This window comes from Sphaerisporangium melleum, from assembly GCF_014646695.1.
Classification (GTDB): domain Bacteria; phylum Actinomycetota; class Actinomycetes; order Streptosporangiales; family Streptosporangiaceae; genus Sphaerisporangium; species Sphaerisporangium melleum.
Map to the genome: position 1 here is coordinate 112,182 of NZ_BMNT01000021.1, position 20,030 is coordinate 132,211.

The following is a 20,030-nucleotide window of genomic DNA, read 5'->3' on the forward strand; positions in this document are numbered from 1 at the left end:
CCGCGCCGGGTGCGCCCGGCGGAGGCGGCGCGACGGGACGCCCGTCCTGCCTCGCGGCCCAGGCCGGATCGGGCGCGGGCGGATGCGGAGGATGCCCGCCGGGAAAGGCTTGACCTGGATGGTCGGGATGTTCTGGATGCGCTGGATACCGTCCGTCAGCCGCCAATTCCGGACGCCCCCTTGCCGGCCCCACCCGGCCGCGTGTTCTCCCCTGTCACAAGATCCCCATTGTGCAGCATTTAGGGCAGAACTTTACTCATTTCCCAGTGGTCACGGATGTAGCGGTATCTGGTTACATTCTGAAATCATCCGAGGTGATCTCTGCGATAGTCCGGAATCGCCGCACCCGTCTGCCCTAGCTTCGTTGCCATGAATCTGCAGCAGCTGCGTTATGTGGTCGCCACTGCGGAGCACCGCACCATGACCGACGCGGCCAGATCGCTTTACATCGCGCAGCCCGCGCTTTCCCGCGCGATTCGCGACTTGGAACGGGAACTCGGGATGACGCTTTTCGCGCGTTCCGGCCGGGGGGTGGTCGTGACGGCCCAGGGCCGCCGCGTCGTCAAACTCGCCAGGGAAGCGCTGGACGCCGTGCACGAGATAGAGGCGCTCGCCAGCCATTCCCCTGCCGGGACCGGCGAACTGCGCGTCGCCTCGCCGCCGAGCCTGGAGCCCGCGCTCGCCGCTCGCCTGCTCCCCGCCTATGCCGCCGAGCATCCCGGCGCGCGGGTGCAGGTCGTCCGGTGCGACGGGCGCGACGGTGTGGTGAACGCCGTACGCGAGCAGCGGGCCGACCTCGGGCTGACCGACCTGCCCGTTCCGGCCGACCTGGTGAGCCATCCGCTGGAACGGCAGGAGATCGTGCTCATCTCCCCGCCCGGCCTCGACCTGCCCGGCTCGGTCGCGATGAGCCGCCTGAGCGGCATGCGCGTCGTGCTCCCGCCCCCGGGCAGCGCGCGCAGGCGGGAGCTGGAGATGCTGTTCGCCACCCATGGCGTGCGGCCGGTGGTCGCGGCCGAGATCGACGAGCGCGGCGGCTGGCCCGCCACCGTCCGTTCGGCCATGGCCTCTCTGCTCGGCTACCGGACGATGGCCGACCAGGCGCTCAGGGCCGGGCTGGTAGTGCGCTCCCTCGACCCTCCGCTGCGCCGGATCATCGCTCTGGTGCACACGCGACGCCGCCTGCCGGCCACGGCGCAGGAATTCCTCACCGTCGCCGAGGGCGCGTCGGCGGTCTGAGCCGTTTTGGAGCGTTCCCGGGCGACCGGGGCCGCCGGCCGCAGGTGGAGGCGCGCCCTGCCACGCGCTGGCGTACGCTTGCGGCGATGCATACCTTGCGCCTGCGTGGCCGCGAGTTCCGGCCGGGCGACTTCGCCGTCATGGCCGTCGTGAACCGCACGCCCGACTCCTTCTACGACCAGGGCAGGACGTTCGGCTTCGAGGCCGCCCTCGCCGCCGTGGACGCGGCGGTCGCCGCCGGGGCCGACATCGTCGACATCGGCGGAGTGAAGGCCGGGCCGGGCGACACGGTGGACGCCGCCGAGGAGATCCGCAGGGTCGCGAGCCTGGTGGCCGAGGTGCGCCGCGCGCATCCCGATCTGGTGATCAGCGTGGACACCTGGCGTGCCGAGGTGGGCGAGGTGGTCGCCCAGGCGGGGGCGGATCTGCTGAACGACACCTGGGGCGGTCCCGATCCGGCGCTGGCCGAGGTGGCCGCCGAGTACGGCATCGGCCTGGTGTGCGCGCACGCAGGTGGCGTCACCCCGAGGACCCGTCCGCACCGCATCGCCTATGACGACGTGGTGGCCGACGTCCTCGCCCGCACGGTGGCCCTCGCCGAACGGGCCGTACGGGCCGGGGTGCGCGAGGACGCCGTGCTGATCGATCCGGCGCACGACTTCGGCAAGAACACCTGGCACTCGCTGGAGGTCGGCCGCAGGCTGGGCGAACTGGTCGCCACCGGCTGGCCCGTGCTCGTCGCGGTCTCCAACAAGGACTTCGTCGGAGAGACGCTCGGCGGGCTGCCGGTCGAGGAGCGCCACGCCGGCACCATCGCCACGCTCGCCGTCTCGGCCTGGCAGGGGGCGCGGGTCTTCCGCGTCCACGACCCCGCTTCGGCGCGTGCCGCGCTGGCCACCGTGGACCGGCTGCGCCGCCTGTCCTGAGGTCGCCGGCCGCGGGCCGGCCCAGGGCGTCAGCCGTAGATCACCGAGAGGAACCGGATGAGGATCGCCTCGCGGGTGCGGGCCGGCAGCGCGTCCAGCACGGCGTTCACCACCGCCATCCGCGGCTGGCCTTCCGCGCGCAGATCCACCCCGACCGAGGCGGCCAGCTCGGCGAATGTCGCGTCGTCGATGGAGTCCAGGTCGAGGCCCTCCAGCAGTTCGGCCAGCCCTTCGGGCACCTGTGCGGGCCCGGCCGCCCTGGCCGCCTCCGCCGACACCGCGATCACCTCGAGCAGCGCATCGACGCCGGCCAGGGTGACCCCGGTGACCGTGATGTGCAGGTTGGCGGGGATGCCGGCGTACGACAACTGGGGCTGCAGGAACCAGCCGCGCCGGCGCGCCTCGTCGGCGAGCACGAACACGTCCACGTCGTCGCCCGCGAAGGCCACCAGGGACGACTCGGGAGTGCCGAGCACCCGCAGCCCGGGGATGGCGGCGATGCCCTCGGCCAGCCGCCGCGTCGCCGCCAGGGTGTCGCGGGCCAGCGCCAGGTAGCCGTCCTGTCCGAGCGCGCGCAACGTCGCCCACGCGCCGCCCAGCGGCCCGGCGGACTTCGAGCTCTGCACGGTCGCGTTGATCACCGTGTACCCCGGCCAGGCCGCCGAGGCGAAGTACGCGGCACGGCGCAGCGCGGGGTCGGCGAACAGCACCACCGAGGCGCCCTTGGGCGCGTACCCGAACTTGTGCAGGTCGCAGGAGATCGAGGTGACGCCCGGCACCGACAGGTCGAACGGCGGGACCTGCGCCCCCGCCCGCGCCAGCCAGGGCAGCAGCCAACCGCCCACGCAGGCGTCCACGTGGCACAGCACGCCGCGCGCCGCCGCCAGCGCGGCGACCTCCGCGACGGGGTCGATCACGCCCTGCGGATAGGACGGCGCCGAGACCACCACCAGCACGGTGTCCGGGGTGATCGCCTCGGCCACGGCCTCCGGGACCACGCGGAAGGTCGCGGGGTCCACCGGCACGGGCGCGACCTCCAGGCCGAGATAGTGCGCCGCCTTGTGGAACGCCGGGTGCGCGGTCACCGGCACCACCATGCGCGGGCGCCCGGCCACCGGGCGGGAGTCCCGGGCCGCCTTCACCGCCAGCATGATGGACTCGGTGCCCCCGCTGGTGAAGATGCCCGGGGTGGCGGGGCCCCCGCCCAGCAGGCCGGCCACGGCGCCGACGACCTGCCGCTCCATGGCGACGGCGCTCGGGAACGCCGTCGGGTCCAGGGTGTTGACCTCGAGCATCTCGAAGTAGGCGCGGGCCGCGGCGTCACCGACCTCCGGCCGCCCGGTGTCATAGACGTAGGCGGTGACCTTGCCCCCGCGCACCGGCAGGTCGTGCTGCTTCAACTGGGCGATCTCCGCGAGCAGGTCGTCCGCCGATCGGCCGTTCTCCGGAAGCACGTCGCTCTCCCTCGCCAGGTGGTACGGCGTCGCCGCACGGTGGCCAGGGACGTTATCACGACGATCCGGGCAGACGGAACAAGCGGTCGATCACCAGGTGCAGGTGACGTTCGAAGCGTTTCACGTAGTGCTCGTCGGGCGGTCCGGGGATGTGGCCCATCACCGTGCCGGCGGTGGTGATGCCCTGCACCATCCAGATCACCGTCCAGATGGCGAGCTCGAGGTCGACGTCCGGGTCCATGTACCCCTTCTCGATCGCCGGCCGGACCCCCTCCAGCACCACCTGCAGGATCGGCTGGATGAACCGCTGCTCCAACTCCCGCACGTCCGCCGCGTCCAGCAGCGACCGGTGCACCCACAGCAGCGTCCGCTCCGGGTGCTCGATCGTGTATTCGACGTAGTCGTCCAGGACGCGGTGGATGGAGGCGGCGGTCTCCTCGGGCGTCCGGGTGGAGAATCCGGCCATGGCGGCCTCCCGCGCGGCCCGCTCCCGGTCGAAGAGCAGTCGCATGACGGCGAGGTACAACTCGCGCTTGCTCCCCGCGAGCCGCTCCACCGCGGCCGTTTCCAGGCCGGCGGTGTCGGCGATCTGCCGCAGAGAGGTGCCGTCGAACCCGAAGGCCGCGAACAGCTTGATCGCGGCGCGCATCAGGCGTTCGTGGTCGCTTTCCCGCTCGGAGGTCATGGCACCGACGCTATGCTCACCGTCCGCACCGGACCGATCGCTTGGTGGAGCCCTGTCATGGCTTTGCGCGCCCGACGCCGCCGGGCCGGCCGCCGGCGTGATCGCGATCAGCGCACGGCCGGACCGGGTCCGGCCGTGCGGGCCCGCCGCGATCGGAAGGTCAGTCGCCGGTGGTGCCGCGGGCACGGCGCCGGCCGGTGAAGCCGACGACGAGACCGGCCAGGCCGACCACGATCCCCGCGGCGCCGAGCAGGCGCGCGGTGCCGTCCGAGGCCGCCTTGCCGTGCCCGCCGGCGCCGGTGGCCCGCACCGCGACGGCCGGAGCGGCCGACGCCGCCGGACTCGCGGCCGGGGACGCGTGGTGGTCGTCCTCGCTCGCGCCCGCCGCGACCAGCTTGAGCGTCGGAACCGGGTGCTCGGCCTCCGAACCGTCGGCCTTCGGCTCGTCGTCCCACTTGACGACCTCGCCGTTGGAGTAGGTCTGGGTCGCGGGGAAGAGCATCTGGTCGGTGTCCTCGGGCAGGATGCCCATGGACACCTCGAACTCCTGGAACTGGTGCGGGCCGATCTTCCCGCCACTCCACGTGATCTTGGTGACCGCCTCGGTGATCTCGCCGTACTTCGAGGGCACCGGCTTGGCCAGCTTGCTCTCGGTCACCTCGACCTTCCACCCCGGGACGGGGCGCACGGACACGAACGGCAACGGGTGGTCGACGGGCAGGTAGATCACGACCTTGGTGGTCGACGCCTTGTCCCGCTCGTTCGGGACCCGGAAGGCCACCTTGCTGAAACCGCCCTTCTCCGCCGTGCCCGGGTTGATCGAGACGTGCGCCAGGGCGGGGAGGGCGAGAGCGGCGACGAGCGCGAGCGCGCCGGCCGGAACGAGGGCCACGCGGCGGATGACGGTGTTCGCTGGCATCGAAGACTCCACTTGTTCGCTGAGGACGGTTCTGCACTGAGGAAGGCGGAGAAGGCCCGCGAGGAGCGCGGGAGCCGGGCGGCCTGAGCGGCCCGGTCGTCGTACTGCCTGACCATGTCCCCGGTGTCCCCGGCGGCCGCGCGCCGCTCCCGGTGGCATCGATCCACCGGGTGAGGCCGCGGCAGGACGGCGTCCCGGCGGGCTGAGGTCCACGCCGTCCGGGCGCACGGGGAGACCCGCCCATCGGTACGCGGGCGAGCCGCCGGAGCGCGGCGGAGCGGCGGCACCAGAGGCGGCCGGCGCGCGGATGGGCGAGGCGAGACCCGGCAGCGCCGGTTCGTGCGTCCGGTCGCGCGAGGTCGCCAGGGTCAGGCGACCGGGAGCGGAGGACCGCGCCTGCTGACCGTGTGCCGCAGCGCCTCGCGGGCCCGTTCGGCGAGGATGCGGCGGGGCGGACGGCCGGTGGCCGGGGGAAGGGGAGCGGCGCCCGCGCCGAGCAGCGCGAGCAGGCGGGACAGCCCGCGCAGGGCGCGTCCGCCCGCTCTGCGCAGCATCGACCACAGGGCGGACTCGCCCTGGGCCAGCCACCAGCCGGTGATCAGCGTGACGGTGAGGTGGGCGATGATCATGCCGAGCGCCGCGCCCAGCCCTTCCCCGTGGGAGACGTGCAGGCCCGCCGGGGAGCCGGCGCCGCCCGCGGCGCCGAACAGCTCGTGCAGGAAGATCTGGGCGCCGACGAGGAACCCGACGATCGTGCGGGGAGAGCGCTCACGCCCGGCGAGCAGGGTGGCACCGATGGTCACGCCGGCCCACCCGGCCATCACCGCCCAGTAGTGCGGGCCGGACCCGCCCGCGAGCCGGTGGCCGAGCACGGCGAGCCCGACGCAGACGACCGTGAAGACGGCCGCGCGCGCCAGACGCAGAGGGAGGCGGGCTCGCATGACGCCCCACATCGTGTCATGCCGCAGGCGCCCCTGTCCCACCCCGTACCAGGAACTGGGGTCGGTCACCGGGGGCCGGCACGCTTTCCCGGCCGGCGCTCGTGCGCCGGGCGGACCGGCCGCATCCGGCCCTGCGGGCCGCGCGCCGTCCGGGGAGCGCGGTGTGTGCGGCGGCTTGGCAGATCTCTGCCTTTTCGAGGGTTTTGTCGCTACTGTTGCCCGCGATCGTTGTTCTGTGAGGGGCGAGGTGTGGCCGTGCGGCACTTCCTGGGACTTCTGCTCGGCGTCGTGGTGACCGGGATTCTGCTGGCGGGAACCGGCTGGGCCTCCCAGGACGCGGCGCGCGGCGTGGTGAACGGCGCGGCGGCCGCCGTAGACCCGGTCCGGGACACCACGGCGCTCATCGGGCTCGGCGCGATGCTGGCCGCGGGTCTGGTGCTGGGACTCGTCGTCGCGGGCAGGGTCTCGCCGCTCGCGACGTTCATCCCCTCCATGGCGCTGCTCGCCTGGACCGTCGTCTACCTGCTCGACGTGCATCGCGCGCTGGGACTGGTCCCGGCCGACCCCTCGATGAGCCCCGAGATCGTCCAGGCCGGCAAGGGCATGCAGAACCTGCTCGCCGAAGGCGTGTACGCGATGATCGGGATCGCGCTCTTCATTCCCGTGCTGATGCCCTCCCGCTGGGCCGGCCGGCAGCGCGACATGGAGGAGGGGTACGACGAGGAGAGCTCACCCTCCGGGAGCTACTACTGACCCGCGTCACAGGGGGAGGCGGCGGGTGTAGAGCCGGGTGACGACGTCCTCGATGCTCGTCTCGCCGGGTACGGTGGCCATCAGCTCCTCCACGGTGCCGTCGAAGGCGAGGGTGCCGTGGTCGATCAGCATGACCCGCCGGCACAGGCGTTCGATGTCCCCCAGGTCGTGCGTGGTGAGCAGCACGGTGGTGCCGCGCTCGGCGTTCAGGTCGCGCAGGAAGTCGCGCACCGCCGACTTGCTGACCACGTCGAGCCCGATGGTGGGCTCGTCCAGCACCAGCACCGCCGGGTCGTGCAGCAGCGCCGCGGCGATGTCGCCCCGCATGCGCTGGCCGAGGCTGAGCTGGCGAACCGGCTTGTCGAGGAAGCCGCCCAGGTCCAGGACGTCGCACAGCTCGGCCAGCCGCTTGCGGAACACTTCCCGATCTACTTTGTAAAGGTGCCGGATCAGGGTGAAGCTGTCCTTGAGCGGCAGGTCCCACCACAGGGTCGTCCGCTGGCCGAAGACCACGCCGATGCGCCGGGCCAGCGTGGTGCGGCGGCGGGAGGGGTCGAGACCGGCGACCTCGATGCGCCCGGTCGTCGGGGCGAGGATGCCGGTCAGCATCTTGATCGTCGTGGACTTGCCCGCGCCGTTCGGGCCGAGGTAGCCGACGAACTCGCCGGGGGCCACCCGGAACGACAGGTCGCGCACGGCGTGCACCACCCGCGTCTCGCCGCGCAGCAGCCCCCTCCTGTGCCGGAGGGTGAAGGAACGGCCGACGCCGTCGACCTCGATCATCGCGTCTCAACTCCCCGTGGAACGGTAGCGGCGCAGCCCGGCCCGCCAGGCGAGCCCGGCCGCACAGGCCAGTGAGAGGGCGGCGACCGGACTCATGAAGCGCAGCCAGTACGGCAGGCCGAACGGGTCCGGGTGGTCCAGGACGAAGAGCCCCGGCTGCCAGTTGACGAAGGCCAGCGGCACGATGAAGGTGACCGCGCGCACCAGGTCGCCCCCGTACACCGACAGGGGGTACTGCGTGAGCGTGCCGCCGCCGTAGGTGAAGGCGTTGGCCACCTCGGGGGCGTCCACGAGCAGGAACTGCGCCGCGCCGCCGAGGGTCCAGATGGCGGCGAACAGCACGATGCCGCACACCACCATGAGCGGGATCATCCAGGCGCGCTGCCAGGGGACGCTCAACTGGGTGAGCGCGATGGCCAGCACGGCGGCGGCCTGCAGAGTGCGCCCGATGCGCTGGAAGGAGAACCGGTGCACTGCCATCTGCACGAACGGGCTGGCCGGGCGGATCAGCATCGCGTCGAACGTGCCTGCCTTGACGTGCAGGGTGAGCCGGTCGATGTTGCCGAAGAGCAGGTCGGCGAGCGCGAACGACATGCCCGAGGTGCCGTACAGGAACATCACCTCGGGCAGGGAGAAGCCGCCGAGGGCCGTGGTGTGCGCGAAGATCACCGCGATGGCCGCCACGTCGAGACCGGTGAGGATGAACGAGCCGAGGGTGAGCATCGCCATCGACAGGGGGTACTGCGCGGCGGCGCGGGTCCAGGTGGCCGCGAGCAGGACGTAGGTTCGCGCCATGTTCAGCATCGGCTCACCCGCCCTGGATGACGACTTTGCGGCGGGCGATGCGGGTGACGGCGGCGCCGGCGGCGAGAAGCGCCAGGCCCCAGGCCGCCTGGAAGGCGAGCGCGCCGAGGAGGTCGCGCTTGCCCAGGAACACGTCCGCCGGCACCTGCACCATCGCCGCCCAGGGCAGCGCCCCGGCCAGCACGCCGAGCCAGCCGGGGAACAGCACCAGGGGCAGGATCATGCCGCTGAAGAACAGCGTGAGGGCCAGCGACATCGACTGCACGCCGCGTTCGTCCATGATCCAGCACGCCGACATCGCGACCAGGTAGCGCAGCCCGAAGCTGACCACGATGCCGAGGATCATCGAGACCGTGAACGCCGCCCACACGGCCGGGTCGGCAGGGAAGCGGATGCCGAACAGGGCCGCGCCGATCAGCGTGGGCGGCACGCTCCTGATCAGGAACAGGTAGCCCGCCCGGCCGAGGTCGTCGGCGAGCGTCCACAGTTGCAGGGACGCCGGGCGGACCAGGTCGAGGGCGACGTCGCCGGTGCGGATCCGCTGGGCGAGGTCGAGCCCGCCCCCGAAGACCTCCATCGGGCCGATGAACGCCTGGGTGAGGAAGCAGAAGGTGACCGCGTCGGTGACGTCGTAGCCGGCCAGGCCGGGGCGTGCCTCCCAGAGGGCGATGAGGACGTACGCCCGCAGGACCCCGAAGACGGTGTTGGTGAACGCTCCGGCCAGCGCGGCGGCACGGTAGGCGGCACGACGGCGGAAGCCGTATCTGAGGACGGCCAGATAGAGGGAGAAGGCGACACACCTCCGGAGACGGCGGGACGGGAATTCTAACCGCCGCGCCCCTGCTCGCTCACCGCATTTTCCCCCGCGCGCGGCCTCCGGTGCCGAGGGCCCGGCCGCGTGCCGGCCCTCGGCGGCGAGGGCTCACGGGGTCGGCAGGCCGCTGCCCGCGATGCGCCCGGGACGGCTCGCCCGCCACGCCGCCGGTGGCCCGCGTGCCGGGGGCCTTGCCCGGCCGGGCAACCCCATTCCTCCCCCTACCAGGTCAAATGTTTCGGCTGCCCCTCGACGTGCGGTGTAAACGTCAGGTAAACCGGGGTATACGCGTCGGTAGTAGAACGGCGTTCAGGTCGGTTGCGGTGCGGAGGTACGCCATGTCAGGGGAGATCGACGTGGACATCCATCCCAGATACCCCCTGAGCTGGCAGGCGAGCCTGTTCAACGGCCTCATGCGGGGGACGACCAAGCCGCTGTCGGCGATCCTGCTGCGGCACGCCATGGGCATCACCTGTGTCTCGCGTGCCGTCGCGCTCGGCTCGCGCCTGCCGCTCCCCGTGCCCGGCCACGTCGCGATCGACCCGGCGGACGGCGAGGCCTGCGGCTCGGAGTGGGTGCGCGCCGGAGACGACCTGGACGAGGGCAAGGTGCTGCTCTACTTTCACGGCGGCGGCTACTTCTTCTGCTCGCCCGCGACGCACCGCCCGATCACCTGGCGGCTGTCGCGTGTCGCGCGGCGCCCGGTGTTCGCCCTCGACTACCGCCAGGGGCCGGTCCACTCGCTGAACGAGTCGCTCACCGACGCGCTGGACGCCTACCAGGGGCTGCTCGACCGGGGGTACGCCCCCGGCGACGTCATCGTGGCCGGCGACTCCGCCGGCGGGCACCTCACGCTCTCCCTGCTGCTCGCGCTGCGTGACGGCGGCCGGCCGCTGCCCGCCGCCGCGATCTGCCTGTCCCCATGGGCCGACCTGTCGGACGTGCGGCGCAGGGCCAACCGCTGGGCCGACCCGATGCTCTCGGCCGGCCGGGTCGAGTGGCTCGCCCGCCGCTGGACGGCCGGTTTGGACTGCGAGGACCCGCTGGTCTCGCCCGTGCACGGCGACTACACCGGGCTGCCGCCGCTGATGGTCGTCACCGGTTCGACCGAGGTGCTGCGCGACGAGGGCCACCGCGTCGCGCTCCAGGCCCGCCGCTGCGGGGTGCGGGTGACCTACGAAGAGTGGCACCGCATGCCGCACGCGTTCGCCATCCTGGCCGACATCGTGCCCGAGGCCCGGCTGGTCTACCGGCACATCGAGCGGTTCCTGGCCGCCGTCGCCTCCTCCGGCTCACCCGAGACCGCCGGCACCTCCGCCGCCGCCTGACCGCGTCCTCGACCTGGCCTGACACCGCCGCGACGGCCGGAGTCCCGGCGGTCACAGCGATCTCCATGGTCACAGATGGCACTGCGTTCTCTTACCTCCGGGGATCAGTCGCCTTACCTCTCATGCCGCTTTCACCTAGTTCACGGCAGATGTCCGCGCGGGAGGACACAGTGGCCTGTGCCGTACCTCGAAGGGAGGTCATCTCCGAATGGCACGTGGCGGAGCAGGCGTCCCGCGTGGGATGCCGCCGGGCGTCCGGCCGCTGACAGTGGGAGACCCGGTCATCATCGGGAGCTACCTGCTGCTCGGCCGCCTCGGCGCGGGCGGCATGGGGGTGGTGTACCTCGCGGAGCGGCCGGAGGGCGGTCTGGTCGCCCTCAAGACCCCGCACTCGGTCCATCTCGCCGATCCGACGCTGCGCGCGCGCTTCGGCGAGGAGGTCGAGTTCTCCCGCCGGGTGGTGCCGTTCTGTACCGCGGCGGTGGTGGAGGACGGCGCGGACCACGACCGCCCCTATCTGGTCACCGAGTACATCCCCGGTCCTTCCCTGTCCCAGGTGGTCGCCGCGCGCGGGCCGCTCACCCCCGATCTCGCCTACGGCGTCGCCCTGGGCGCGGCGGCGGCGCTGGTGGCGGTGCACGAGGCCGGGTTCGTGCACCGCGACCTGAAGCCCGGCAACGTGCTGCTGTCGCCCCAAGGGCCGCGCGTCATCGACTTCGGCATCGCCAGGGACCTCGACGCCGCCGTCGCGCACACGCAGGCCGGCCAGATCATGGGCAGTCCCGGCTGGGTGGCCCCCGAGCGCCTGACCGGGGGCCCCGCCATCCCCGCCTCCGACGTCTTCGCCTGGGGCTGCCTGGTCGCCTACGCGGCGACCGGCCACCACCCGTTCGGCAGCGGGGACGCCGATGTGCTGACCCGGCGCATCCTGGTGGAGCGGCCGCGGCTGTCCTCGGTGCCCAAACTGCTGTGGGACCCGGTCTCGGCCGCGCTGGCCAAGGAGCCCGGACAGCGCCCGCAGGCCGCGGCGCTGCTCGGCTGGCTGCTGGACGCCGGGGGAGTGGAGCGCTCCTGGGACCGGCGCGAGGCCGTGGCCGCCGTGCTGGAGGAGATCTGGGCCCCCGTCCCGTACCCGCGGCGCCTCGCGCCCGCCGGCCGGGAGGCGATGAGGCCGGAGGAGGGGGCCACCACCGGCGCCCGTACGGCCCGGCGCGCGGCCGCCCGGCGCGGCCACGCCGCGCACGCCGGCTTCGCCGCCCTGGCCACGGTGTCGATCGCCGCGCTGACCGTCGTCGCGGCCGGTACAGGGGTGAGCCGCATCGACGAGAGCTCCGGCGGACCGGGCCGGGTGCCGGTGGCGGTGCCGATCCAGGGCTCCCGGATGCCGGTCGAGGTGCCCGACACCACCCCGCCGGCGACGGGCGGCGGCGCGGCGCGGCACCGGCCCTCGGCGGTCGCCACCAGCGGGCCGTCCGGCGTCCCGGTGTTCACCACCGCGCCGACGGTGGCCGCCACCAGGACCGAGGGCCCGACGGGCGGGCCGGACGGCGTACCGCCCCGGACGTGGCCGAGCCCGGTCGCCTCGCCGTCGCCCAAGCGCACCAACGCCCCGCCGCCGGACCGGGAGGAGCCGCCGGCGTGCCGCAACAAGCGCGGCAAGCAGAAGCCCTGCGACCCGCCCAGCCGTGACCCGCGCCCGACCAGGACCCCCGCCCCGACCAAGGACCCCCGGCCGACGGTGAGCATCAGCCAGATCCCCGAGTGGGGAGACGGGGAGTCGGGCTCGCCGACGCCCCCGCCCCCGCCGCCGGCGCCCACCCCCACCGACCCGCCGTCCTCCTGACGGTCCCTGGCCGGCCGTCGCGTCGCACGGCTAGCGCGGGGACGGAGGCCGGTGCTCGCCGTCGCCCGGAGACGTACGGCGGTCACCGGGCCGGGGCGGGCAGGGCGCCGTGGCGGGCGATCAGCGGGAGTGGGTGAACTGCTCGGCCTCGGTCGAGCCCTGGAGCGCGACCGTCGAGGAGTCGGGCGCGACGGCGGTGCCGACCAGGTCGAAGTACCCGGTGCCCACCTCGCGCTGGTGGCGGGTCGCGGTGTAGCCCTCCCGCTCGGCGGCGAACTCGGCCTCCTGCAGCTCGACGTAGGCGCTCATGCCCTCGCCTGCGTACCCGCGGGCGAGGTGGAACATCGAGTAGTTCAGCGAGTGGAAGCCCGCCAGGGTGATGAACTGGAAGCGGTATCCCATGTGGCCGAGCTCGCGCTGGAACTTGGCGATGGTCGCGTCGTCCAGGTGCTGCCGCCAGTTGAACGACGGGGAGCAGTTGTAGGCGAGCATCTGCTCCGGGTAGCGATCCTTGATCGCCTCGGCGAAGCGCCGCGCCACGTCCAGGTCCGGCGTGGAGGTCTCCATCCACAGCAGGTCGGAGTACGGCGCGTAGGCCAGGCCCCGGGCGACGCAGGCGTCGACGCCGTTGCGCACCCGGTAGAAGCCCTCGGCGGTGCGCTCACCGGTGGTGAACGCCTGGTCGCGCGGGTCGACGTCGCTGGTCAGAAGCGTCGCGGCCTGGGCGTCGGTCCGCGCGATGATCAGGGTCGGCACGTCGCAGACGTCCGCCGCGAGGCGGGCGGCGTTGAGGGTCTTGATGTGCTGGCCGGTCGGGATCAGCACCTTGCCGCCGAGGTGGCCGCACTTCTTCTCCGAGGCGAGCTGGTCCTCCCAGTGCACGCCCGCCGCGCCTGCGGCGATCATGCCCTTCATCAGCTCGAAGGCGTTGAGGACGCCGCCGAAGCCGGCCTCGGCGTCGGCCACGATGGGCGCCATCCAGTGCGGGGCGCCGGTGTCGCCCTCCGCCCAGGAGATCTGGTCGGCGCGCAGCAGGGCGTTGTTGATCCGCCGCACCACGGCCGGCACGGAGTTCGCCGGGTAGAGGCTCTGGTCGGGGTAGGTCTGGCCGCCGAGGTTGGCGTCCGCGGCGACCTGCCAGCCGGACAGGTAGATGGCCTTCAGGCCCGCCTTGACCTGCTGCACGGCCTGGTTGCCGGTCAGGGCGCCGAGCGCGTGCACGTAGTCCTCGGTGCGCAGCAGCGACCACAGCCGCTCCGCGCCGAGACGGGCGAGAGTGTGCTCCTCCTGCACCGTCCCGCGCAGGCGGACGACGTCCTCGGCCGTGTAGGTCCGTTCGACGTCCTGCCAGCGCGGGTCGCTCTCCCAGTCTCGACGCAGTTCCTCTGCCGCTCCCTTGAGGCGATCATCCATTTCGACTCCTTCGGCGTCCTCTGGGGGCTTGATTCGAGTCTGCGGCGGCGCAGGGACGACGACAAGGCGGAGCGGGAGAAAAATGAGCTATCTTTCGGATTCAGCTCATACTCGTCAGTATTTATGCAGCAATAAACGCAAAGTTTTCGCTATGGCCTAGACCAATCTCCGGCAGGACGGCGTACGTCGATCTCCGATGGTCAGGCCCGCCCCTTCGGGCCGTCCCGCCATGCCTCGTACTCCGCCCGGCTCTCGGAGGTGAGGGGGTAGTAGTCGCTCAGCGGCGCGCCGTCGTCGATTCTCATCCGGCTGAACGTTTCCCAGTCCTCGTGGTCCCCCGCCTGGTCGACGACCTGCGAGGCGCTGCGCTGGGGCACGATCACCGCGCCGTCGTCGTCGGCGACGACGAGGTCACCCGGCAGGCACAGCGCGCCGCCCACGGCCACCGGGACGTCGTAGGCCCAGGGGAACAGCTCCGACTGCGAGGCGTAGTGCGGGGTGGTGCCGGTACACCAGATCGGCACGCCGAGCCGCCTCACCCGCGGCGCGTCGCGGATCCGCCCGTCGACGATGATGCCGGCGCCGCCGCGGCGCTTGAAGTAACGGACGAGCATGTCGCCCAGGCAACCGGTGTACGCGCTGCCGTACGCCTGGACGACCAGGACGTCACCGGGCTGGATGGTCTCCAGGACGGCCCACAGCGCCGTGGTGCGTTCGACGTACTCCTGCGCGACGCCGCTCGCCACGTCCTCGCGCTGCGGCATGAACTGCAGGGTCACGCTCGAACCGACCACCCTCTGGCCGGTGCTCAGCGGCCGCGGGCCTTCGACGAACGTGCGCGTGATCCCCATCTTGTGCAGGTGGGCGCAGGCGGTGGCGGAACTGATCGGTGCCATCGCGTCGATGAGATCCCGGTCCGCGCGCCGGTACGCCGGGCCGCGCACCGGCAGGGGCCACACGGTGCCGATCTGAGAGGAGGGGGAGGCTGACATGCTGGTTCATGCTCCTGTCGTGGTGGATGGACGGCGCTGGTGCCGGGCGGGCCGTCCGAAGCGGGCGAACCGCAGGCGCAGGCGGGTCTGGGTGCGCGGCGCGAGCCGCAGCAGCACCCGCCCGGTCCGCGCCGTGTCCGCCGGGCGCCCTGGACCGGGCAGGGTCTCGGCCGCGGTGATCGGGTGCTCGCCGTACCCGCCGCCGGTGATCGACAGCGTGCGCGTCGCGCTCGCGTGCAGGTTGAGCACCCGCACGGTGACGGTGTCGCCGTCGAGCCGTTCGACCAGGGCCGCGACCTGGTCGGGCAGGCCCGGTCTGCCGCGGTCGGCATCCGCCCACCTGAGCTGGGCCAGCGGCAGGCCGCCGTTGTAGAGCATCTGCGGCGCGCCGGCGACGAGCTGGGTGAGCACCTCGGTCACCACCGGGTTGAGCCCCTGCCACCAGTGGATGTCGTCGTCCGGTGGCGGCGCCGGATGCCGCTCCATGAGTTCGAGCCGCCGCCGGACCTGGGCGATCGCCATCGACAGGGCCTGCTCGGGATAGTCGTCGTTGTCCCCGGCGAGATAGCGGTACCAGGGCGGCTCGTGGCCCGCCTCCTCCTTCTCCCGGAACCCCCGCACCTGCCGCCAGTCGTAGCCTGACCGGTCCGCCAGGTCGGCCAGAACCGCCTGGTCGCCCGGCCGCCGGGTGACCCACCACAGCCAGGCCGGGTAGGCGGGCGGCAGCGGCTGGTAGTCGAACCAGCCGCCCGCGTCCCGCCGGTAGGGCACCAGGAGCAGATCCCGCCGGACGTCGTCGCCGAGCCGCTCGTACCAGTGGTCGAAGAACGCGGCGTCCTGCGGGTCCAGGGGCGCCCGGCGGGCGTGCTCCAGGGCCGCGCGCACCGCCTGCCGCGGCAGCGACATGGGGTCGTCCACGCCGGAGACCAGGGTCGCGTTGATGGCGCCGATGAGCGCCGGCGCCACGACGCTGTACAGGCCGTGCGGCCACGACCAGCCGTAGTGGCCGCCGAACCACCGGCCGCCGTGCAGTTCGCCCACCGTGCCGCCGGGGCCGACGTTGTCGGGGATGAGGCCGTGGTTGGCGGCGGCCCGCTCCTGCCAGGCGCCGACGTACTCGGTGACGAAGCGGGAGTAGCGCTCGTCGTGGTCGTACAGCCAGGCGTTGGTCACCAGCGAGGTGACCGCGAGGTTCATGGCCACGTCCCCGGTGCCCAGCCGCCGGTTCATCTCCTCGGCCATCCGGCGGGCGTTGGCCGGGTCTTCGAGGTCCGCCCAGGTGCCGATGCCGGGAACATCGCGCAAGGGCAGCCCGTACTTGGCCATCGCCAGGTTCGCCGCCGAGTACGGCCGGTCCTCGGCCAGTCCCGGCCGGGGGCCGAGCGCGCCGACGTGCGGCGCGCGCATCATCCGCAGCCGCCGGTCGTAGTTCCCGGCCGGCGAGTCCGGCAGGTAGAGGTCGGCGAAGCGCGACGCCCGCCGCCGGAACTCCTCGTCGTCGGGGTCGGCGGCGCAGATGCCGTAGAAGAACAGCAGTGACTCGCCCTGGTGGAACCAGTCATAGCCGTTCTCGAACTCGCCGGTGAGCAGCCCGCGCCGGGTGAGCTGGGCGGTGACGCCGCGCCAGTGGTGCTTGCAGGCCTCCAGCAGGTCGTCGGCCCCGCCGAGCACGTAGAGCGCCGGCCAGTTGAAGAAGGGCTCGTAGAAGTCGTCCACGCCGTCACGGCCGAACGTCCGGCCGGCGTAGACCAGCGAGCCGTCGTCGGCGCAGTACAACCGCTCGAACCGGCGCCGGCCCTCGTCCAGCAGGGCGAACAGCTCACGTTGCAGGACGGCCCAGGCGGGGGCGTGGGTGATCGGGGTCGTCGCCTCGACGACCGGTGCCGGGTGACTCATTCCTTGACCGCCCCGGAGGTGAGTCCTGAAACGATGTTGCGTTGCAGGAGGACGAAGAAGACGAGAACGGGGACCACGGCCATGAGCAGGTTCGGGTAGACCACGGTGAAGTCGGTGGAGTACCGGCCGATCGCGGCGTAGACGCTCGTCGTGACCGTGTAGAGGCTCGAACCGGGGCCGAGGATGATCTGCGGGTTGACGAAGTCCGTCCACACGCCGATGGTGTGCAGGATGACGGCCGTGGCGACGGCCGGGCGCATCAGCGGGAAGATGATCCGCCAGAAGGTGCCGATCGGGCCGGCACCGTCGATCCGGGCCGCCTCGTCGAGTTGCCGGGGCAGCGTCTTGATGTAGGACACGTAGAGGAACATCGAGATCGGCAGGGTCAGCGTGGTCTCGAAGGCCAGGAAGCCGGCCACCGTTCCCATCAGTCCCAGGGACTTCAGCACGAAGATCACCGGGATCACCAGCACCTGGCTGGGGATGAACAACCCGACCAGGAAACAGCCGAGCAGCACCCGGTGCCTGATCCGCAGGCTGCGCGCGATGACGTACGCGGCGGGCCCGCTGACCAGCAGGGACAGGACGTTCACCGCGACGGCGAACGCGGCGGTGACCAGATACGCCCTCAGCAGTGAGAAGTCGGGGGAGGCCAGCGCCTCGCGCAGGTGACCGAGCGAGAGCCGCCCGAAGGGGATGCCGAACGGCTCCTGGGTGATGTCCTGCTGCGACTTGAACGAGTTGACGACCAGCAGGTACGCGGGGATCAGCATCACCAGCGCGATCACGGCGAGGACGGCGGTCCTGCCCGAGATCACGCGCCGGTGGCCGCTTCCACCGTCCTGCGGGGGAGTGGGCCGCGAGCCGGTCATGCGCTCACCGCCTGCTCCGCCCGCCGGCGCAGCGCGGTGATCGCGAGCGCGAGGGCTCCGATGACCACCGTCAGCGTCATCGCCTGCGCCGCGCCGTACCCCAGGTGGTTGGTGCGGAAGGACTCCGACAGAATCAGGAAGGCGAAGGTGCTGGTGCGCCCGGCCGGCCCGCCGCCGGTGAGGGCGAGCACGATCTCGTAGACCCGCAGCAGCCCGACCAGTACGAGCACCAGGTTGACCGTCACCGACGGCGCCAGCATGGGCCAGGTGACCGAGCGGAAGACCTGCCAGCGGGTCGCTCCGTCCATGCGGGCCGCCTCCACCAGGCTCACCGGGATCGTCTGCAGTCCCGCCAGGTACAGCACGACGTTCACCCCGAACTGCGACCAGACGACCACCGCGACGATGCTGCCCACGGCCCAGGTGGGGTCGGACAGGAACGGCAGCGGGCTGTGCCCGGCCGAGGTGAGGAGGCCGGCGATCGCGCCGTTGGCGCCGAGGATCGCCGACCACAGGAAGCCGATGATGATCGGGCCGATGACGTAGGGGTAGAACACCACCGCGCGCAGCAGGCCGGTCAGCCGGCCCGAGCGGTTCAGCAGTACGGCGAGGGCGAGCCCCGCCGCGTTGCAGGCCACGGTCCCGACCAGGGTGACCACCAGCGTGACCACCGCGGCGTGCCCGACGTCGGCGTCCTGCAGGAGCCGGGCGTAGTTGGCCCAGCCGACCCGCCGCGGATCGGGGGTCAGGCCGTTCCAGTCGGTGAAGCTGAGGTAGGCGGCCAGCGCGATCGGCAGCAGCATGAACACCGAGATGAGCACGGTCGCGGGCGCCAGCAGCACGGTCTGCGAGACGAAGGCCGACAGCCTGGCGCGTCCGCGGCCCGTCGACGGGCGGCCTCCGGTGCCGCTCCCGGGGGCCGCGCCGGCGGGCCGGGCCTCGCGCGCCGGGCCGGGCCGGTCGCCGGCCCGGACGCCGCCGGGTGCGGGAGTGCTACCTGGCATTCGAGGTGTACCAGGAATCGATCGACGCGAGGACGTCCTTCGGCGTCTTGCCGAGATACAGGCCCTGCACCTGCTTGTTCAGCTCGTCGTTGAATCCGGTGGGGGCGGAGTTGTCGCCCTGCCCGCTGGAGGCGACCACCGTGGCCGCGCTCGCGGACACGATCTCGCCGACCGCCTGGTTGAGCGGCGAGGCGGGGTAGTCGAAACCCTTGCGGAAGTTGCCCTCGGCCTTGAGCTCCGCGACGACGGCCGTCTTGTCGGTGACGAGGTACTTCAGCAGGTCGAGGGCGGCGCTCTGGTTCTTCGACGACTTCAGGATCGACCAGGGGATCGACGGGCCGCCGGACACCGGGGCCGGTGAGCCGTCGAGCGTCGGCATGGCGAACACGCCGACGTCGAAGCTCTTCTTCGCCTCGTCCGCCGTCGGGACGAACCAACTGCCCATGATGAAGGTGGCCGACTTGCCGGCGAGGAACTGGTCGATGGCGTCCTGGTACTTCAGTCCCATCGCGTCCGGCGGGGTGAGTTTCCGCTCGATCCAGCTCTGGTAGACCTCCAGCACCTTGCTCCAGTCGCTCCGGGCGAAGTCGACCTCGCCCTTGTTGCGCCGGTTGAACCAGTCGGGGGCGGTGTCGAGGACGTTCGGGTTGGCCATCATCTGCACCTGGGCGCCGGTGACCCACTCGCCGGCGGTCTGCGCCGGGACGTAGCCGGCGTCCTTGAGCCGGACCAGGTCCTCGGTCAGCTCGTTCATGGTCTTCGGCATGTCGGTGATGCCCGCCTTGGCGAAGGCGGACTTGTTGTAGAAGACGATCGACTGGACCTGGTTGCCGCTGCCTGCCTGCCACATGGTGCCGCCGACCCTGGACTGTTCGGCGTACGGCGTGTCCTTGACCCACTGCTCCTCCGGCAGCGGGCTCAGCTGGGGGACGATCTCGGCGCTCAGGCTGCCGGAGACCAGGTCAGGGGGCGACCCGGCGGCGAGTTGCTGCTGCAGGGTGGCACTGACGTCCGAGGCGGTCGGAGCCTCGATGGAGACCTTGACGCCGGGGTGCGCCTTCTCGAACGGCGCCACCAGATTCCGGTAGAACTCCTTGGTCAGCACCGGGGTGATGTTGACCAGCAGCCGCAGGTCGGCCGACGTCGCCGAACCCGAGCCGCCGGACTCCTGGAAACCGCCCGCCGAGCCGGAACATCCGGCCAGGGCCAGCGCTGTGAGGGCAACGCATCCCGTTATGAGTGATCGCCGACGCAACGGTTTCACGGGGTCTCCCTATCGTCTATCGATTACCGATGCAGGAATCCAACAGCGGCGTGTCCCGCACGTCAAGAGGGTGTTACGCCGAACCCCATCAATGGTTACA

Annotated in this window: 18 protein-coding genes; 5 read left to right on the forward strand and 13 right to left on the reverse strand. The window is 72.2% G+C overall.

Annotated features, from left to right (window positions below; all coding sequences use genetic code 11):
- The first annotated feature begins 369 nt into the window (after positions 1-369).
- Both IEY93_RS19680 and folP read left to right on the forward strand, forming a co-directional pair.
- Positions 370-1,239 carry a LysR family transcriptional regulator gene (locus IEY93_RS19680; RefSeq protein WP_189164552.1) on the forward strand — a complete coding sequence of 290 codons (870 nt, stop codon included), beginning with the start codon at positions 370-372 and terminating at the stop codon, positions 1,237-1,239.
- 86 nt (positions 1,240-1,325) lie between these two features.
- Entirely contained in the window at positions 1,326-2,165 is an 840-nt protein-coding gene (gene folP / locus IEY93_RS19685; protein ID WP_189164553.1) for a dihydropteroate synthase, read from the forward strand.
- Positions 2,166-2,194: 29 nt separating this feature from the next.
- Here folP and IEY93_RS19690 read toward each other — a convergent pair whose 3' ends face one another.
- From IEY93_RS19690 to IEY93_RS19705, 4 genes are all read right to left on the reverse strand, one after another.
- Entirely contained in the window at positions 2,195-3,619 is a 1,425-nt protein-coding gene (locus IEY93_RS19690) for a pyridoxal phosphate-dependent decarboxylase family protein (protein WP_189164554.1), read from the reverse strand.
- Between the two features lie 55 nt (positions 3,620-3,674).
- Positions 3,675-4,304 (reverse strand): TetR/AcrR family transcriptional regulator, encoded by a 630-nt coding sequence (locus tag IEY93_RS19695; RefSeq protein ID WP_189164555.1) that lies wholly within the window; start codon positions 4,302-4,304, stop codon positions 3,675-3,677.
- 160 nt (positions 4,305-4,464) lie between these two features.
- Positions 4,465-5,223: a YcnI family copper-binding membrane protein gene (locus tag IEY93_RS19700; protein ID WP_189164556.1), complete on the reverse strand. Its 759-nt coding sequence runs from the start codon at positions 5,221-5,223 to the stop codon at positions 4,465-4,467.
- Positions 5,224-5,591: 368 nt separating this feature from the next.
- Positions 5,592-6,233, reverse strand: a complete 642-nt coding sequence (locus tag IEY93_RS19705; protein WP_229691286.1) for an MFS transporter — start codon at positions 6,231-6,233, stop codon at positions 5,592-5,594.
- A 186-nt stretch (positions 6,234-6,419) separates the two neighbouring features.
- Between IEY93_RS19705 and IEY93_RS19710 the strand changes: the two genes are divergently transcribed.
- Positions 6,420-6,917, forward strand: coding sequence for a hypothetical protein (locus IEY93_RS19710; RefSeq protein ID WP_189164557.1), 498 nt, complete (start codon positions 6,420-6,422; stop codon positions 6,915-6,917).
- Positions 6,918-6,923: 6 nt separating this feature from the next.
- On the opposite strand, the gene IEY93_RS19715 is transcribed toward IEY93_RS19710, so the two are convergent.
- From IEY93_RS19715 to IEY93_RS19725, 3 genes are read right to left on the reverse strand one after another with little or no spacing between them, the layout of a single operon-like run.
- Positions 6,924-7,700: an ABC transporter ATP-binding protein gene (locus IEY93_RS19715; RefSeq protein ID WP_189164558.1), complete on the reverse strand. Its 777-nt coding sequence runs from the start codon at positions 7,698-7,700 to the stop codon at positions 6,924-6,926.
- Between the two features lie 6 nt (positions 7,701-7,706).
- On the reverse strand, positions 7,707-8,495 hold the full coding sequence (locus IEY93_RS19720) for an ABC transporter permease (RefSeq protein ID WP_189164559.1): 789 nt from the start codon (positions 8,493-8,495) through the stop codon (positions 7,707-7,709).
- A 13-nt stretch (positions 8,496-8,508) separates the two neighbouring features.
- Positions 8,509-9,282, reverse strand: coding sequence for an ABC transporter permease (locus IEY93_RS19725; protein ID WP_189164599.1), 774 nt, complete (start codon positions 9,280-9,282; stop codon positions 8,509-8,511).
- 374 nt (positions 9,283-9,656) lie between these two features.
- On the opposite strand from IEY93_RS19725, the gene IEY93_RS19730 reads away from it, so the two are divergent.
- Both IEY93_RS19730 and IEY93_RS19735 read left to right on the forward strand, forming a co-directional pair.
- Positions 9,657-10,646, forward strand: a complete 990-nt coding sequence (locus IEY93_RS19730; RefSeq protein WP_189164560.1) for an alpha/beta hydrolase — start codon at positions 9,657-9,659, stop codon at positions 10,644-10,646.
- 208 nt (positions 10,647-10,854) lie between these two features.
- A complete protein-coding gene (locus IEY93_RS19735) occupies positions 10,855-12,489 on the forward strand; it encodes a serine/threonine protein kinase (RefSeq protein WP_189164561.1) in 1,635 nt (544 codons plus the stop codon).
- A gap of 120 nt (positions 12,490-12,609) precedes the next feature.
- Here the strand turns inward: IEY93_RS19735 and aceA are convergent, their stop codons facing one another.
- The 6 genes from aceA to IEY93_RS19765 all read right to left on the reverse strand — a co-directional run bounded on the left by aceA (position 12,610) and on the right by IEY93_RS19765 (position 19,930).
- Positions 12,610-13,902: an isocitrate lyase gene (gene aceA, locus IEY93_RS19740; protein WP_189164562.1), complete on the reverse strand. Its 1,293-nt coding sequence runs from the start codon at positions 13,900-13,902 to the stop codon at positions 12,610-12,612.
- Between the two features lie 200 nt (positions 13,903-14,102).
- Entirely contained in the window at positions 14,103-14,894 is a 792-nt protein-coding gene (locus IEY93_RS19745; RefSeq protein ID WP_189164563.1) for an RraA family protein, read from the reverse strand.
- A 6-nt stretch (positions 14,895-14,900) separates the two neighbouring features.
- On the reverse strand, positions 14,901-16,790 hold the full coding sequence (locus tag IEY93_RS19750; RefSeq protein WP_189164564.1) for a DUF8034 domain-containing protein: 1,890 nt from the start codon (positions 16,788-16,790) through the stop codon (positions 14,901-14,903).
- Complete coding sequence (locus IEY93_RS19755) at positions 16,787-17,662, reverse strand: carbohydrate ABC transporter permease (protein WP_189164565.1); 876 nt, start codon at positions 17,660-17,662, stop codon at positions 16,787-16,789. Before IEY93_RS19755 ends, IEY93_RS19750 begins: the two co-directional genes overlap by 4 nt.
- Complete coding sequence (locus tag IEY93_RS19760) at positions 17,659-18,666, reverse strand: carbohydrate ABC transporter permease (RefSeq protein WP_189164566.1); 1,008 nt, start codon at positions 18,664-18,666, stop codon at positions 17,659-17,661. Before IEY93_RS19760 ends, IEY93_RS19755 begins: the two co-directional genes overlap by 4 nt.
- On the reverse strand, positions 18,656-19,930 hold the full coding sequence (locus IEY93_RS19765) for an ABC transporter substrate-binding protein (RefSeq protein ID WP_189164567.1): 1,275 nt from the start codon (positions 19,928-19,930) through the stop codon (positions 18,656-18,658). Before IEY93_RS19765 ends, IEY93_RS19760 begins: the two co-directional genes overlap by 11 nt.
- Between the last annotated feature and the right edge of the window lie 100 nt (positions 19,931-20,030).

Excerpts from the sequence above, each read along its gene's own strand:
- IEY93_RS19680 (WP_189164552.1), top strand. The coding sequence starts at position 370 with ATGAATCTGCAGCAGCTGCGTTATGTGGTCGCCACTGCGGAGCACCGC.
- folP (WP_189164553.1), top strand. The coding sequence starts at position 1,326 with ATGCATACCTTGCGCCTGCGTGGCCGCGAGTTCCGGCCGGGCGACTTC.
- IEY93_RS19695 (WP_189164555.1), bottom strand. The coding sequence starts at position 4,304 with ATGACCTCCGAGCGGGAAAGCGACCACGAACGCCTGATGCGCGCCGCG.
- IEY93_RS19700 (WP_189164556.1), bottom strand. The coding sequence starts at position 5,223 with ATGCCAGCGAACACCGTCATCCGCCGCGTGGCCCTCGTTCCGGCCGGC.
- IEY93_RS19715 (WP_189164558.1), bottom strand. The coding sequence starts at position 7,700 with ATGATCGAGGTCGACGGCGTCGGCCGTTCCTTCACCCTCCGGCACAGG.
- IEY93_RS19720 (WP_189164559.1), bottom strand. The coding sequence starts at position 8,495 with ATGGCGCGAACCTACGTCCTGCTCGCGGCCACCTGGACCCGCGCCGCC.
- IEY93_RS19730 (WP_189164560.1), top strand. The coding sequence starts at position 9,657 with ATGTCAGGGGAGATCGACGTGGACATCCATCCCAGATACCCCCTGAGC.
- IEY93_RS19735 (WP_189164561.1), top strand. The coding sequence starts at position 10,855 with ATGGCACGTGGCGGAGCAGGCGTCCCGCGTGGGATGCCGCCGGGCGTC.
- aceA (WP_189164562.1), bottom strand. The coding sequence starts at position 13,902 with ATGGATGATCGCCTCAAGGGAGCGGCAGAGGAACTGCGTCGAGACTGG.
- IEY93_RS19745 (WP_189164563.1), bottom strand. The coding sequence starts at position 14,894 with ATGTCAGCCTCCCCCTCCTCTCAGATCGGCACCGTGTGGCCCCTGCCG.
- IEY93_RS19750 (WP_189164564.1), bottom strand. The coding sequence starts at position 16,790 with ATGAGTCACCCGGCACCGGTCGTCGAGGCGACGACCCCGATCACCCAC.
- IEY93_RS19755 (WP_189164565.1), bottom strand. The coding sequence starts at position 17,662 with ATGACCGGCTCGCGGCCCACTCCCCCGCAGGACGGTGGAAGCGGCCAC.
- IEY93_RS19760 (WP_189164566.1), bottom strand. The coding sequence starts at position 18,666 with ATGCCAGGTAGCACTCCCGCACCCGGCGGCGTCCGGGCCGGCGACCGG.